We start from the raw sequence: 16527 nt of genomic DNA on the forward strand, positions 1-16527 counted from the left end.
GCCCGGCCAAAGCCATCCCCCTGCTTCCGGTACAATGTCGGGCCCGTTTCCCAACTACGGTTCCCCGGACATGATGGTCCTCGAGGGCGCGCCCGCCCTGTCGCCGTTCCGCCGCGAACGTCTTGAATCCCGCCTGCAGTCCATCGCTCCCTCCCTGCGCATCAGCGGTGCCTGGCACGTCTACTTCGTGCAGCCCGAAGGCAGCGCCGCCCCCGACCTGACCACGCTGTGCCGCATCCTCGAAGCGGCGCCGCAGGCCGAAGCCGTGGCCGAAGGCGCAGTCAGCCGCATCGTGGTGCCGCGCCTGGGCACGCTGTCGCCGTGGTCGAGCAAGGCCACCGAACTGGTCCGCGGTGCCGGCCAGCCGGTCAGCCGGGTCGAGCGTGGCCTGCGCATCGACGTGCAGGGCTGGCCGGCCGATGCCGCCGCCCAGCAGGCGCTGGTCAAGGCGCTGCACGACCCGATGACGCAGTCCGTGCTGGAGACCGTGGAACAGGGCCAGGCGCTGTTCTCGGCACCGGCCCGGGGTGAACTGGAGCGCGTGCCGGTGGACCAGCTGGAGGCCGCCAACCAGCGCCTCGGCCTGGCCATGGCCCCGGACGAGATCGACTACCTGCGCGAACGCTTCACCGCGCTGGGCCGCTCGCCGTCGGACGTGGAACTGATGATGTTCGCGCAGGCCAATTCCGAGCACTGCCGCCACAAGATCTTCAATGCCAGCTGGACCATCGACGGCCAGGAGCAGGACCGCTCGCTGTTCCGGATGATCAAGAACACCCACCAGCAGACCCCGCAGCACACGCTCAGCGCGTACAGCGACAACGCCGCAGTGATCGAAGGCCATCCGGCGTCGCGCTATCGCCCCGATCCGGCCAGTGGCGAGTACCGCCGCGAAGCGCAGGTGCCCAGTGCCTTCCAGATCAAGGTGGAAACCCACAACCACCCGACCGCGATCGCACCGTTCCCGGGCGCCTCGACCGGCGCGGGTGGCGAGATCCGCGACGAAGGCGCGACCGGCCGCGGTGGCAAGCCGAAGGCGGGCCTGACCGGCTTCTCGGTCTCGCACCTGCGCATTCCGGAATTGCCGCAGCCGTGGGAGGCGCCGCGCGCGCTGAATCCGCGCATGGCACCGGCGCTGGAAATCATGACCGACGGCCCGCTCGGTGGCGCCGCGTTCAACAACGAGTTCGGCCGCCCGAACCTGCTCGGCTACTTCCGCAGCTTCGAGCTGCCGGAAGGCGCCGACCTGGTGCGCGCCTACGACAAGCCGATCATGCTGGCCGGTGGCCTCGGCGCGATCGACCGCGTGCAGGTCGACAAGATCCCGCTGCAGGCCGGTGATGCGGTGATCGTGCTGGGTGGCCCGGCGATGCTGATCGGCCTGGGCGGCGGTGCGGCCAGTTCGGTGGCCTCCGGTGAAAGCGCCGAGGACCTGGACTTCGCCAGCGTGCAGCGCGACAACCCGGAAATGGAGCGCCGCTGCCAGGAGGTCATCGACCGCTGCGTGGCGATGGGCGCCAACAACCCGATCAAGTTCTTCCACGATGTCGGCGCCGGTGGCCTGTCCAACGCCATCCCCGAACTGCTGCACGACTCGAACGTCGGTGGTGTCATCGACCTGGGCAAGGTGCCCACCGATGATCCGTCGCTGTCACCGATGCAGCTGTGGTGCAACGAGTCGCAGGAGCGCTACGTGCTGGGCGTGGCCCAGGAGCGCCTGGCCGAGTTCGCCGCGCTGTGCGCCCGCGAGCGCTGCCCGTTCGCTGCGGTCGGCGTGGCCACCGCCGAGGAACATCTGGTGGTGGCCTACGGTGCCGTGCCGGGCCACACTCCGGCCGATGCACCGATCGACCTGCCGATGGACGTGCTGTTCGGCAAGCCGCCGAAGATGCACCGCGATACCGCGCACCCGCCGGCACCGCGCTGGCCGGCGCTGAAGACCGGTGGCCTGGACCTGCAGGAAGCCGGCCTGCGCGTGCTCGCGCACCCGACCGTGGCCTCGAAGAACTTCCTGGTCACCATCGGTGACCGCAGCGTCGGCGGCCTGACCGCGCGCGAGCAGATGGTCGGCCCGTGGCAGCTGCCGGTGGCCGATGTGGCAATTACCCTGGCCGATTTCGACGGCGTGGCCGGTGAGGCGATGTCGATCGGCGAGCGCACCCCGCTGGCCCTGCTCGATGCTGCTGCTTCGGCACGCATGGCGGTGGGCGAAGCGCTGACCAACCTGTGCGCGGCCCCGGTCGATGCGCTGGATGAGATCAAGCTGTCGGCGAACTGGATGGCCGCGGCCGGTCACCCGGGCGAAGACGCGCTGCTGTACGACGCGGTGAAGGCGGTGGGCATGGAACTCTGCCCGCAGCTGGACATCAGCATCCCGGTGGGCAAGGACTCGCTGTCGATGCAGGCGCAGTGGCACGACCAGGGCGAAGCGCACAAGAGCGTGTCGCCGGTGTCGCTGGTGATCTCGGCGTTCGCGCCGGTGGCCGACGTGCGCCAGCAGTTGACCCCGCTGCTCGACCGGGAGGTGGACAGCGAGCTGTGGCTGATAGGCCTCGGTGCCGGCAAGCAGCGCCTGGGTGGTTCGATCCTGGCCCAGGTGCATGCCGACCACGGCGACCTGCCGGCCTTCGCCGGTGCCGCCCCGGACCTGGACGATCCGCAGCGCCTGCGGGGTTTCTTCGAACTGATCCGCGATGCACGCCAGTCCGGCCTGCTGCTGGCCTATCACGACCGCAGCGACGGCGGTGCTTTCGCCGCGCTGTGCGAAATGGCCTTCACCTCGCGCCTGGGCCTGGACATCGCCCTCGATGCCTGGGGTGACGATCCGTTCCGCAGCCTGTTCAACGAGGAACTGGGCGCAGTGGTGCAGATCGCGCGCGAAGACCGTGCAGCGTTTGCCGACCTGGTTGAACGCCATGCATTGACCGAATGCGCGCAGCGCATCGCCAAGCCGACCACCGCACCGGTGGTGCGCGTGTCGCTGGGCGGCGAGAACCTGGCCGAGTGGCGCTGGGAAGCGTTGTTCGATGCCTGGTGGTCGGTCACCCACGCGATGCAGAAGCGCCGCGACAACCCGGCCAACGCCGATGCTGAGCGCGAGGTCGCGCGTGCGTTCAACGCACCGGGCCTGAAGCCGAAGCTCAGCTTCGACCTCAACGAAGACGTGGCCGCACCGTTCATCAGCACCGGTGCGCGCCCGCGCGTGGCGGTGCTGCGCGAGCAGGGCGTCAACGGCCAGATCGAAATGGCCAACGCCTTCGAACGTGCCGGCTTCCGTGCTTTCGACGTGCACATGAGCGACCTGATCGAAGGCCGCGTGGCCCTGCAGGACTTCACCGGCCTGGTCGCCTGTGGTGGTTTCAGCTATGGCGACGTGCTCGGTGCCGGCCGTGGCTGGGCCACCTCGATCCTGGAGCGCAGTGCACTGCGTGATGCCTTCGCTGCGTTCTTCGCGCGCGAAGACAGCTTCGCGCTGGGCGTATGCAACGGCTGCCAGATGATGAGCCAGCTGAAGAACATCATTCCGGGTGCCGAGCACTGGCCGCAGTTCCGCCGCAACGCCAGCGAGCAGTTCGAAGCCCGCACCGCGCTGCTGGAAGTGGTGGAATCGCCGTCGATCCTGCTGCGTGGCATGGCCGGTTCGCGCCTGCAGGTGGCGGTGGCGCATGGCGAAGGCCAGGCCGTGTTCGACAATGCCGTCGACCAGGCTGCTGCACGTGTCTCGCTGCGCTACATCGATGGCAATGGCAAGGTGGCCAGCCAGTACCCGCTGAACCCGAACGGTTCGCCGGACGGCATCACCGGCCTTACCAGCAGCGACGGCCGCGTCACCATCATGATGCCGCACCCGGAACGCACCCCGCGCGCGCTCAACCTGAGCTGGGCACCGGCGGAATGGCAGGGTGATTCGCCGTGGATGCGCATGTTCCGCAACGCGCGGGTGTGGTGCGGCTGATCGCATCGTCCCGCGCAGGCTGCAATGCCACCGCGTATGGAAGAATCCGCCGCTTCGTCGGCGGGTTTTTCTTTGCACGCGTGAAACCCTTGTCGCGCCCGCTAGTTACATCGGTTTTCATGCGCCAGCGGTCCGTCACGTGTACCTAACAAAATACTTTTATAAACACGTGAAATGGTGAACTGCTTCACGGCAATAGCATTTGTCGTGTCAAAGTCTTGACGATCTGCAAAGTTGCCGTTAACACTTGAACCCCGTTTCAGAACCATTCATTCCGCAGTAACCGCTCGGCGCACGCGCTCGGTTTTCTGTCGCTGCGCGCCGTTCGGCAATACCCCGCAGTAAATCACGCGAATAAACGCCCCCAGGGGACGTTGGGCCAGAAGGCCCGGCGGTGGCGTTGCTTTGCCCAAAACCAGTCCAATCAGGAGCCGTACCGATGAATCGGATTTATCGCAAGGTCTGGAACAAAGCACTGGGTCAGTTGGTGGTGGCCTCGGAACTGGCCTCCTCCGACAGCAGCGGCGGTGTTGTCGACCAGCGCCGCGATACGACAGCGGCCACGCCCGCGCTGTTGGCGGTGGCACTGGGCCTGGTATTGGGATTGGGCATGAGCAGTTCCGCCGCCGCACAGTCGGTGCAGATCGGCGGCAGCGCCACCTGTGTGGCATTCAGCGGCAAGCTGCTGGAAAAATGCCTGGTCGAAGGCTCCGCCAGTGCCAAGGGCAGCAACGCGGTGGCGATTGGCAGCAACAGCAGCGCCACTGCCGCCAACAGCGTGGCGCTGGGCGCAGGCTCCAGGGCCACCCGCGCCAACACGGTGTCCGTTGGCGATGCCGGCAAGGAACGGCAGATCACCAACGTGGCCGCCGGCACCCAGGCCACCGATGCGGTGAACAAGTCACAGCTGGATGCGCAGGCGCGCGCCACGCAGGTCGCGCTGGCGGACGTGGCCGCCGATGGCGAGCGCTATTTCAAGGCCGATGGCGCCGGTGATGACAGCGACGCGGCGAAGATCGACGGGCAGGGCGCGGTTGCCGCCGGTGCCGGTGCACAGGCGTTGGCCAATGCCACGACTGCCATCGGCACCCAGGCGATTGCCGCCGGCCTGGGCGCCAGCGCGTTCGGCCAGGGCGCTCTGGCAATCGGCGACGCCAGCGTGGTGGTCGGGCAGAGCGCCGCAGCGTTCGGTCTTGGTGACACCGCCGTCGGCGCCAGCGCCTATGCCGCCAGCGAGAACGGCGCGGCCACCGCACTGGGTGCGTTGTCCGAAGCCACCGCCGATGGCGCCACTGCCGTCGGTGGCGGTGCCGTGGCGATGGGCCCGGGCAGTACCGCACTGGGCCGTGGCGCCACTGCCGCCAATGAAGCATCGATCGCGGTGGGGGCGTTCAGCACCGCCGTGGGTGAGTACAGCACCGCGCTGGGGTCCAACTCGGCGGCGGTCGCCACCGGCAGCGTGGCGCTGGGCGCCGGCTCGCTGGCCGACCGTGTCGACACCGTGTCGGTCGGCGCCGCCGAATACGGCCTGACCCGGCAGATCACCAGCGTCGCGGCGGGCACCGAAGACACCGACGCGGTCAATGTCGGCCAGCTGAAGGACGTGGCCGCCGTGGCCGATGCCACCGCCAGGCACTTCCAGGCCACGGGCAGCCGCAACAGCGATGCGGGCGCGCTGGCCGAAGGTGACGAGGCACTGGCGGCCGGCGAGGCGGCCAACGCCATCGGCAACGGCACCACCGCCGTGGGCGCGGGCGCCAATGCCGTCGCACAGAACGCGACCGCGGTGGGCAACAACGCACTCGCCTCAGGCCAGAACAGCGCCGCGTTCGGCAACAACGCACAGGCCAACGGCCCGGGCAGCGTCGCCGTCGGTGGTGCTGCGGTGGATGCCGATGGCAATCCACTGATCACCAGTGGTGGCGTGCCGGTCGAAACCGGCGCCACCAGCGCAGGCGTCGGTGGCACTGCAGTCGGTGCCAGTGCCGAAGCCAGTGGATTTGCGGCGTCGTCCTACGGCGTTGGCGCGTATGCCGCCGGTGCGCAGTCGTCCGCGTTCGGTGCGGTCGCCAACGCCATCGGTGACTACTCCACCGCACTGGGTACGCAGAGCACCGCCACCGGTACCAGCAGCGTCGCCATCGGTGGCCCGGCCGACCTGATTCCGGGCCTGGGCTTCTTCGTGCAGACCCAGGCCAGCGGCGAAGCCGCCACCGCGGTCGGCGCCGGTGCCATCGCCAGCGGCGATCGTGCGGTGGCCAACGGCAGCCTGACCGAAGCGTCCGGTGCGGAATCCACCGCCGTCGGCTACTTCGCTTACGCCCCGGGTGAGAATGCCAGCGCGCTCGGCGCGCAGACCTGGGCCAGCGGCGCGCAGAGCACCGCCGTCGGTTATTACGCCACCGCACGCGGTGCCAACAGCGTTGCACTGGGCGCGAACTCCGAAGCGGTGCGCGCCAACAGCGTGGCGGTCGGCAGCGCCGGCAACGAACGGCAGATCACCAGCGTTGCCGCGGGCAGTGAAGCCACCGATGCGGTCAATCTGGCCCAGTTGAAGGACGTCTCTGCCGTGGCCGATGCCACCGCCAAGCACTTCCAGGCCACCGGCAGCAGCAACAGCGATGCCGGTGCGCTGGCCGAAGGCGAAGATGCGCTGGCCGCCGGCGAGGCGGCCAACGCGATCGGCAATGGCAGCAGTGCACTGGGAGCGGGCGCCGTTGCCATCGCGCAGAGCGCCACTGCTGTCGGCAGCAATGCGCTGGCTTCGGGGCAGGGCAGCGCGGCCTTCGGCGCGGCGGCCACCGCCAGTGGCAGCAACGCCACCGCCCTGGGAACGCAGAGCAGCGCCACTGGCGCCGGCAGCGTCGCCATCGGTGGCCCGGCCGACATCGTGCCGGGCATGGGCCTGTATGTGCAGACGCGGGCCAGCGGCGTGTCCTCCACCGCGGTAGGTGGCGGTGCGGTCGCCAGTGGTGACCGCTCGTTGGCCAACGGCAGCTTCACCGAAGCGGTGGGCGCGGAGTCCACCGCGCTGGGTTACTTCGCTTATGCCGCAGGCGACAACGCCAGCGCACTGGGCGCGCAGACCTGGGCCATCGGCAAGGACAGCACGGCCATCGGTTACTACGCCACCGCTGGCGCCGAAAACAGTGTCGCGCTGGGCGCCTATTCGGGCTCCAACCGGGCCAATACGGTGGCCGTGGGCACCAATGGCAATGAACGCCAGATCGTCAGCGTGGCCGCGGGTACGCAAGCGACGGATGCAGTGAACAAGGCGCAGCTGGACGCCGTGGCCAGCACCGCCGACGGCACCGCGCGCTTCTTCCAGGCACAGCCCGAAGCGGGCAGTGATGTCGGTGCGTTCGCCGAGGGCGAGGGCGCGGTCGCGGCCGGCTCCTCGAGCAACGCGATCGGTGCTGGCGCGGTTGCACATGGCGCAGCCGCGTCGGCGATCGGTGATGACAGCGTGGCAGTGGGTCGCAACACCAGCGCCACCGGCAACGGCGGTGTTGCCATCGGTGGCCTCGGACAGGCCTACGATGAGTACAACCAGCCGATCATCGGCGCCGACGGCAAGGCGCAGCAGGTGGGCACCACGGCGGTTGCCGATGCCACGGCGGTCGGCAGCGGTGCACAGGCCACCGGGGCTGCCAGCAGCGCGTTCGGCAATGCCGCCAAGGCCAGCGGCGACAACAGCTTCGCGGCCGGCGGCAAGTCGCGTGCGACCGGCAGCTATGCCGTTGCGGTCGGTGACAGCGCCTTCGCCAGCAGCGATGACAGCACCGCTGTCGGTGGCTACAGCTGGGCCACGGCCAGTGGTGCGAGCGCCTTCGGATCCGGTGCATGGGCCACCGCCACCAATGCCTCGGCGTTCGGCAACGCGGCCTGGGCCAGCGGCAGTGGCGCAACCTCCATCGGCTACAACAGCTGGGCCAATGGTGCCAGCTCCACCGCGGTCGGCCGTGGTGCCTTCGGCTATGGCGACAACAGCGTGGCGCTGGGCTTCCAGGCGCTGGGCAACAGCCTCAACAGCATTGCCATCGGCACCAACACGGTGGCCGGCGGTGAAAGCGCGATCGCGTTGGGCGCCGGCAGCAACGCCAGCGCCAGCAATGCTGTCGCGCTCGGTGCCGGTTCGGTTGCCAGTCGTGCACGCACGGTGTCGGTGGGCAGCAGCGGCAACGAGCGGCAGATCACCAACGTCGCTGCCGGTACCCAAGCCACGGACGCGGTGAACAAGGCACAGCTGGATGCGGTCGCGAGTACCGCCACGACCACCAGCCGCTTCTTCCAGGCCAGTGGCAGCGGTGACGACGTCGCCGGTGCGCTGGTGGAGGGTGACAACGCGCTGGCCGCCGGTGATGCGGCCAACGCCATCGGCAACGGCGCCACCGCGCTCGGCAGTGGTGCCAACGCGCTGGCCAACAACGCGCAGGCGATCGGTTTCAACGCGCTGGCCAGCGCCGCCAACGCCAGCGCCGTCGGTGCCAACGCCCAGGCGACCGGTGAGTACGCCACCGCACAGGGCGCGGAAAGCGAAGCCAGCGGCGAGCAGAGCGCGGCGTTCGGTGCCGCCAGCATCGCCAGCGGCGCCGGCAGCACCGCCAACGGTGTGTTGTCCGAAGCCTCCGGCGAGGAAGCCGTGGCGGTGGGCTACTTCAGCAACGCCAGCGGCAGCGGCTCCACCGCGGTCGGCAGCGAGAGCATCGCCAGCGGCACCGCGTCGGCCGCGTTCGGCATCGGCGCCGAAGCGACCGGTGGCTACAGCACCGCCATCGGTGGCTATGCGCAGGCATCGGCGTTCAACGCCACCGCCTTCGGCAACTTCGCCAATGCCTCCGGTTCCAACAGTGTGGCAGTGGGTGGCGATGCGGAAGCCTCCGGTGCCTACAGCACGGCCACCGGCCAGGGCAGCCTGGCCACCGGCACCAACAGCGTCGCCGTCGGCGGCTCGCTGTTCGGCGTGCTGGCCACCGAAGCATCGGGCAATTACTCCACCGCCGTCGGTGGCGGCGCCTGGTCCGGCGGCATCAACAGCACCGCACTGGGCAACGCCGCCGAATCGCGCGCGGCCAACAGCGTGGCGCTGGGCGCCGATTCGATTGCGGACCGCGACAACACCGTGTCGGTTGGCGGTGCTGGCAATACCCGCCAGATCACCAACGTGGCCGATGCCACGCAGGGCACCGATGCGGTCAACAAGAACCAGCTAGACGCCGTCGCCGCAGCAGCGGAGAAGACCAGCAGGCAGTTCCAGGCCAGTGGCAACGCCGAGGGTGAAACCGGCGCCCTGGTCGAGGGCGACAACGCGTTGGCGGCCGGTGACGCGGCCAACGCCATCGGCAACGGTGCCACCGCACTCGGCAGCGGCGCCAATGCACTGGCGGCCAACGCCACGGCGGTCGGCATCGATGCGCTGGCCACCGGCAACAACGCCGCAGCACTGGGCAGTACCGCACAGGCCACCGGCGAAGACAGCCTTGCGCTCGGTACCGGCGCCAGCGCCAGCGAACTCGGCGCCAGCGCCGTGGGTGCGCGTGCACAGGCCAGTGGTGCGTACAGCAACGCGACCGGCACCGAATCCAACGCCAGCGGCACGCAGGCACTGGCCAGTGGCTTCCGCAGTGCCGCCTCCGCCGATGGCACCACCGCGGTCGGTGGCTATGCCGAAGCCAGCGGTCGCCTCGGCACCGCGTTGGGCTACGGCTCGGCGGCCAGCGGTGCCAACACCACGGCAGTGGGCTTCGGCGCCGCCGCGGCCGGTAGCGGTGCCGTTGCGGTCGGCCAGTCCAGCGAAGCCAGTGGCGCCGAGAGCGTGGCCATCGGTGGCAGCACCTTCTTCGGCCTGATCCCGTCGCGCGCCAGCGGCACCGGCGCGGCGGCCTTCGGTGCCGGCGCCTGGGCGACCGAAGATTACGCCACCGCGATCGGCTGGAATTCGTGGGCGGATGCGGCAGATGCCACGGCACTGGGCGCCAGTGCCACCGCCAGCGGGTTGAACAGCGTGGCGCTGGGCGCCGGCTCCAAGGCCGAGCGCGACAATACCGTGGCCGTGGGCACCGCGGGCGGTGAGCGCCAGGTGACGCATGTGGCGGCGGGCACCGAGGCCACCGACGCGGTGAACAAGGGCCAGCTGGACGCGGTTGCCAGCGTTGCCGACAGGACTGGCCGGCAGTTCCAGGCCAGCGGCAACGCCGATGGCGAAGCCGGTGCACGGGTGGAGGGCGACGACGCGCTCGCCGCTGGCAATGCGGCCAATGCGATTGGCAACGGCGCCACCGCAGTGGGCAGCGGCGCAACGGTGGTCGCGGCCAATGCCACGGCGGTCGGCGTCGACGCACTGGCCACGGCCGAGCAGGGTGTGGCGATCGGCAGCGGTGCCAGCAGCACCGCAGGCGGTGCCGTCGCGCTGGGTGCACAGAGCAGCAGCGGCGGCGCCGCCAGCATTGCGATCGGCGCGCAGTCGCAGTCGCAGGGCATCGGGGCGACCGCTGTCGGCGGCATGGCCGAGGCCGCCGGCCTGGCGGCCACCGCCGTGGGCTACGGCGCGATCGCCGATGGTCGCGAAACCACGGCAGTCGGCAACTTCGCACAGGCCAATGGCTGGCGCGCCACGGCGTTTGGTGCAGGCGCCAGCGCCGGCTTCTTCGGCACCGCGATCGGCAGTGCCGCGCAGGCCGCCGACGTGTCCACGGCGGTGGGCCAGGGCACCATTGCGCAGATCGCCGGCGCCGGCTTCGGCGTGCAGGCCAAGGCGGGCGAGTACGGCACCGCTCTGGGCAACAACGCCGCGACCGGATTGAACGGCGTGGCGGTCGGCTTCAATGCACTGGCCGGACAGGATGCCGCCAGCGTCAGTGCAGGCCGGTTCACCACCGCCATCGGCAGTGAGGCGTGGGCTACCGAAGACGGTGCCACCGTGGTCGGTTACAACAGTTACGCGCAGGCCAGCAACGCGACGGTGCTCGGCAGCAATACCTGGACCACCAAGGACGCCGGCAACAGCGTCGCGTTGGGTGCGGGCTCGCTGGCCGACCGCGCCGATACGGTGTCGGTGGGTGCCGCACAGGAGTGGGTCGATGCTGCCGGCGTCACCCACAGCGCGATCAACCGCCAGCTCACCAATGTCGCGGCCGGTACGCAGGCCACCGATGCGGTGAACAAGGGCCAGCTGGATGCAGTGGCCGCCACCGCCGATGCGGTCGGCCAACGCTTCAAGGCCAACGGTTCGGGTACCGCCAGTGCCACCGGCACGGATGCCGTCGCCATCGGCGGCAACGCCAACGCCAGTGGAAGCCGCAGCAATGCGCTGGGCAGTGGTGCCACGGCCATCGGCAACGCGGCGCTGGCACTGGGCGCCAACAGCGGCGCCAGCGGCAACAACTCAGTGGCATTGGGTGCCGGTTCGCGGGCGCTGGAGGCCAACGTGGTCTCGGTCGGCGGTGGCAACGGCACCGCCGGTCCGGCCACGCGGCGGATCGTCAATGTTGCCGACGGCCGCATTGCTGCCGGCAGCACCGATGCGGTCACCGGGTCACAGCTCAACGTCACCAACCAGCGCGTGGGCGCAGTGGAAACCCGCGTGGGTGATTTCGATGCGCGCATCGCCACGGTCGAGACCACGGCGGCCAGTGCGGTCGGCTATGACGACGCCAGCCGTGATCGCCTGACCCTGTCCGGCTTCCAGGGCACCACCATCGACAACGTCGGTGCCGGCAGCATCGCCGCCGGCAGCCGCCAGGCGATCAATGGCGGGCAGTTGTTCCAGTCGCTCAGTGATGCCGCCAGCTTCCTCGGCGGTGGCGCCAGCGTCGGCATGCAGGGTGTGTTCGTGGCGCCGAACTACGTGATCCAGGGCGCGACGTACAGCAACGTCGGCGATGCGCTCGGTGCGCTGGACCGCAAGGTCAGCGAGATCGATCGCCGCACCGCCGGTGGCACGCGCGCAGGTGCTTCCAGCCTGCGCGCAATGAGTGCGTCGCTGGATGAAAGCCCGCTGGCCAGCGTCGCCGACGCAGCGGTGACCGCCGATGCGGCACCGGCCAGCGCCGCACGCGTGCAGGGCACTCCGACTGCCGCTGCCGCCGGCGCCGGGATTCCGGTTGGCACCCCGGCCACGGGCTTCAATGCCGTCGCCATGGGTGAAGGCGCAGTGGCCAGTGGCGCCTCGTCCACCGCCATCGGCCAGGGCGCCAGTGCCACTGCTGCCAACGCGGTGGCTTTGGGCCAGGGCTCGGTTGCCGACCGTGCCAATACGGTGTCGGTGGGCAGCGAAGGCAACGAGCGCCAGGTCACCAACGTCGCCGCGGGCACCACCGCCACCGACGCCGTCAACAAGGGCCAGCTGGATCGTGGCATGGCCACCGCCAACAGCTACACCGACAGCCGCGTCCAGGCCGTTGCCGACAGCTTCGATGTGTTCAAGGGCGAGATCGACGGGCGCCTGCGCCACATGGATCGTCGCATCGACCGCCAGGGTGCGATGAGTGCGGCGATGCTCAACATGGCTACCAGTGCCGCCGGTATCCGCACCCAGAACCGGGTCGGCGTCGGCATCGGTTTCCAGGGCGGCGAGTCGGCGTTGTCGCTGGGCTACCAGCGTGCGATCAGCGATCGCGCCACGGTTACCTTCGGCGGTGCCTTCAGCAGTGACGACAGCTCGGTTGGCGTCGGTGCCGGCTTCGGCTGGTAAGCCAAACCACCGCGCCGGCGGCCACCCACGCCGGCGCCAAACCTGCAAACAGGGCCTGGGGGGAGGTCACGGCAATCCCGGCTGGGCCGGCCGGGAGTCGTCAAGGAATGATGGCCGCAGTGTTGGTTCGATCCATGACCCAGAAGAGGAATTCGACGTGATCAAGAAGCAGAACCTTCGCATCAATGTGCTTGCCGCCGCCGTGCTGTCGATGACCGCGGTGGGTGCCGTCCACGCCGCTGGACTGCCGACCCGCGAACCGGTGCGCCAGGCCAGTGCTGCCCAGCCGGGCACCGACCGCATCATCGTCAAGTATCGTGCCGGTAGCGCTGCAGCCGGTGACCGTTCGGCCAAGCTGTCCACCGTGCAGTCGGCGCTGACCCGCGCCAGCCTGGCCGGCGGTACCGCGCGCGCCAGTACGCTGGGCCCGCAGGTGGTACGCCGGCTGGGCGTGGGCGCGGATGTGATCCGCCTGCAGGGCCGCCTGGCACCGGCCGAACTGCAGCGCGTGCTGAAGGAACTGAAGGCCGACCCTGCGGTGCAGTACGCCGAGGCCGACGTGAAGCTGCGCCGCAGCGAACTGCGCGCCGGTGACGTGCAGCCTGCGCTGGCGCCGAATGATCCGTACTACCAGCAGTACCAGTGGCACCTGCACAACGCCACCGGCGGCATCAATGCACCGTCGGCGTGGGACGTGTCGCAGGGTGAAGGCGTGGTGGTGGCGGTACTCGATACCGGCATCCTGCCGCAGCATCCGGACCTGGTCGGCAACCTGCTGGAAGGCTACGACTTCATCAGTGATGCCGAGACGTCGCGCCGTGCCACCAACGATCGCGTGCCAGGCGCGCAGGACTATGGTGACTGGGTCGAGAACGACAACGAGTGCTACACCGGCTCCGTCGCGGAGGACAGCTCCTGGCACGGTACCCACGTGGCCGGCACCGTGGCCGAGCAGACCAACAACGGCGTCGGCATGGCCGGTGTCGCGCACAAGGCCAAGGTGCTGCCGGTGCGCGTGCTCGGCAAGTGCGGTGGCTACCTTTCCGATATCGCCGACGCCATCACCTGGGCCTCCGGCGGCACGGTGGCGGGCGTGCCCGCCAATGCCAACCCGGCCGAGGTCATCAACATGAGCCTCGGCGGCAGCGGCAGCTGCGACGGGACCTACCAGGATGCGATCAACGGCGCGATCTCGCGGGGCACCACCGTGGTCGTGGCCGCAGGCAACGAGACCGACAACGCCTCCAAGTACCGTCCGGCCAGTTGCGACGGCGTGGTGACCGTCGGTGCCACCCGCATCACCGGCGGCATCACCTATTACTCCAACTACGGCACCCGCGTGGACCTGTCCGGTCCGGGGGGTGGCGGCAGCGTCGATGGCAATCCCGGCGGCTACGTCTGGCAGTCCGGTTCCGATGCGGCCACCACGCCGGAGTCGGGCAGCTACAGCTACATGGGCATGGGTGGCACGTCGATGGCCTCGCCGCACGTGGCTGCCGTCGCGGCACTGGTGCAGAGCGCGCTGATCGCCAAGGGCAAGGATCCGCTGGCCCCCGCGGCGATGCGCACGCTGCTGAAGGAAACCGCGCGTCCGTTCCCGGTCAGCATCCCGACCGCCACTCCGATCGGCACCGGCATCGTCGATGCCAAGGCGGCGCTGGCCAAGGCACTGGAAGAGCCGTGCACCGAGAACTGCGGGCCGGTGGCGACGCCGCTGACCAACAAGACCGCCGTGGGGGGGCTGAACGGTACGGCCGGCAGCAGCCGCCTGTACAGCTTCGAGGCAGCCGCCGGAAAGCAGCTCAGCGTGATCACCTACGGTGGCACCGGCAACGTGTCGGTCTACATCGCCCAGGGACGCGAGCCGAGCGCCAGCGACAACGATGGCAAGTCGACCCGTCCCGGCACGTCCGAAACGGTACGGGTGAACAAGCCGGTGGCAGGCACCTACTACATCAAGGTAGTGGGCGAAGCGGCCTACAACGGCGTGAGCATCCTCGCCACGCAGTAAGCCTGACGTGTCGTAGTTGAACGGCCGAGGCCCGTCATCCTGTGTGACGGGCTTCGTCTTTTTATGAAAGCTGGCCGCAGGGCGGCGGAAATCATGGCTTAACTGCTAAAGTCGGTCCGATTGACAGGAGAGTCACGTGAACGCGCTCGCTGCAACCGTTACCGACGATGCCGAAGGCCGCATCCTGGATGCGCTGCTGGCACGCGGCCGGCTCAAGGAAGGAGACCTGGCGCGCGCGCGGCCGCTGCACGCCGAGGCCGGCGGCAGCCTGCTGGGCCTGCTGGTGCGCCTGGGCCTGGTGTCTGAACGCGACCAGGCACAGGCCAGCGCCGAGGTGCTGGGCCTGCCGCTGCTGGAGGGCAAGCAGGTGCCGGAGGCCCCGCCGCAGGCGCTGGCCGAGGGACTACCGCTGTCGCTGCGCTTCCTGAAGCAGTTCCATGTGTGCCCGCTGGAGTTGGATGAACACGGGGTGCGTCTGTGGCTGGCCGATGCCCACGATGCCTATCCGCAGCAGGCCGTGCAGTTGGCGCTGGGGGTTCCGGTGACACCGGTGCTGGGCATGCGCGCGGAGATCGATGACCTGGTCGAGCGCTGGTTCGGCCAGGGCCGCAGCGCGATGGGCGCGATCGTGGAAACCGCCGATGGCGAGGGCGGCGCTGTCGACGATATCGAGCACCTGCGCGACCTCGCTTCGGAAGCGCCGGTGATCCGTCTGGTCAACCTGGTGATCCAGCGTGCGGTGGAACTACGCGCTTCGGATATCCATGTCGAACCGTTCGAGAGCCGGTTGAAAGTCCGCTACCGGGTCGATGGCGTGCTGGTGGAGGGCGAAAGCCCGCCGGCCAACCTCACCGCAGCGGTGATCAGCCGCATCAAGATCATGGCCCGGCTCAACATCGCCGAGCGCCGCCTGCCGCAGGACGGCCGCATCATGCTGCGCGTGCAGGGCAAGGAGCTGGACCTGCGCGTGAGTACCGTGCCCACCGCGCACGGCGAGAGCGTGGTGATGCGCCTGCTGGACCGTGAAACGGTGGTCTTCGATTTCCACCGGCTCGGCTTCACCGACGCCTTCCTGCCGCAGTTCCGCAAGGTACTGGAACAGCCGCACGGCATCCTGCTGGTGACCGGCCCGACCGGCTCGGGCAAGACCACCACGCTGTACACCGCGCTGAGCCAGCTCAACACCGCCGACGTCAAGATCATCACGGTGGAAGATCCGGTCGAATACCAGATCGAGGGCATCAACCAGATCCAGGCCAAGCCGCAGATCGGCCTGGATTTCGCCAACGCGCTGCGCAGCATCGTCCGCCAGGATCCGGACATCATCATGATCGGTGAAATGCGCGACCTGGAAACCGCGCGCATCGCCATCCAGTCGGCGCTGACCGGCCACCTGGTGCTGTCCACCCTGCACACCAACAATGCGGCCGGTGGCATCACCCGCCTGCTCGACATGGGCGTGGAGGATTACCTGCTCACCTCGACCATCAACGGAATCCTGGCCCAGCGCCTGGTGCGCCGGCTGGAGCCGACCCATGCCGAACGCTACGAAGCGTCGCCAGAGGAGATCGAACGCTTCGAGCTGCGCCGCCTGCAGCCGGAGGGACCGATCCACCTTTACCGCCCGAAGCCCTCGGCGCTGGCGCCGACCGGCTACCTGGGGCGTACCACCATCATGGAGTTCCTGGTGATGAACGATGCGCTGCGGCGTGCGGTGATGCGTCGCGATGGCATGGGCGAGATCGAGCGCATCGCCCGCGAAGCCGGCATGCGCACCATGTACGAGGATGGCCTGTCCAAGGCGTTGAGCGGACAGACCACCATCGAGGAAGTGCTGCGCGTGACCGAGGAAAGCTGATGCGCGCAGGA

Annotated in this window: 4 protein-coding genes; all 4 read left to right on the forward strand. The window is 69.2% G+C overall.

Annotated features, from left to right (window positions below; translation table 11 throughout):
• Positions 1-70: 70 nt before the first annotated feature.
• Positions 71-3955 (forward strand): phosphoribosylformylglycinamidine synthase, encoded by a 3885-nt coding sequence (gene purL, locus ACMGRF_RS01035; protein WP_414485563.1) that lies wholly within the window; start codon positions 71-73, stop codon positions 3953-3955.
• 439 nt (positions 3956-4394) lie between these two features.
• A complete protein-coding gene (locus ACMGRF_RS01040) occupies positions 4395-12647 on the forward strand; it encodes an ESPR-type extended signal peptide-containing protein (RefSeq protein ID WP_414485564.1) in 8253 nt (2750 codons plus the stop codon).
• 157 nt (positions 12648-12804) lie between these two features.
• Positions 12805-14658 (forward strand): S8 family peptidase, encoded by a 1854-nt coding sequence (locus ACMGRF_RS01045; protein WP_100477542.1) that lies wholly within the window; start codon positions 12805-12807, stop codon positions 14656-14658.
• 136 nt (positions 14659-14794) lie between these two features.
• Complete coding sequence (gene gspE, locus ACMGRF_RS01050; protein ID WP_014035931.1) at positions 14795-16516, forward strand: type II secretion system ATPase GspE; 1722 nt, start codon at positions 14795-14797, stop codon at positions 16514-16516.
• Positions 16517-16527 lie beyond the last annotated feature (11 nt).

It is taken from the genome of Stenotrophomonas sp. EMP41, assembly GCF_047495535.1.
In the GTDB taxonomy this organism is placed as follows: Bacteria; Pseudomonadota; Gammaproteobacteria; order Xanthomonadales; family Xanthomonadaceae; genus Stenotrophomonas; species Stenotrophomonas sepilia.

Bases quoted from the DNA above. Each gene is read 5' to 3' on its own strand.
- purL (WP_414485563.1), top strand. From the start codon at position 71: ATGATGGTCCTCGAGGGCGCGCCCGCCCTGTCGCCGTTCCGCCGCGAA.
- ACMGRF_RS01040 (WP_414485564.1), top strand. From the start codon at position 4,395: ATGAATCGGATTTATCGCAAGGTCTGGAACAAAGCACTGGGTCAGTTG.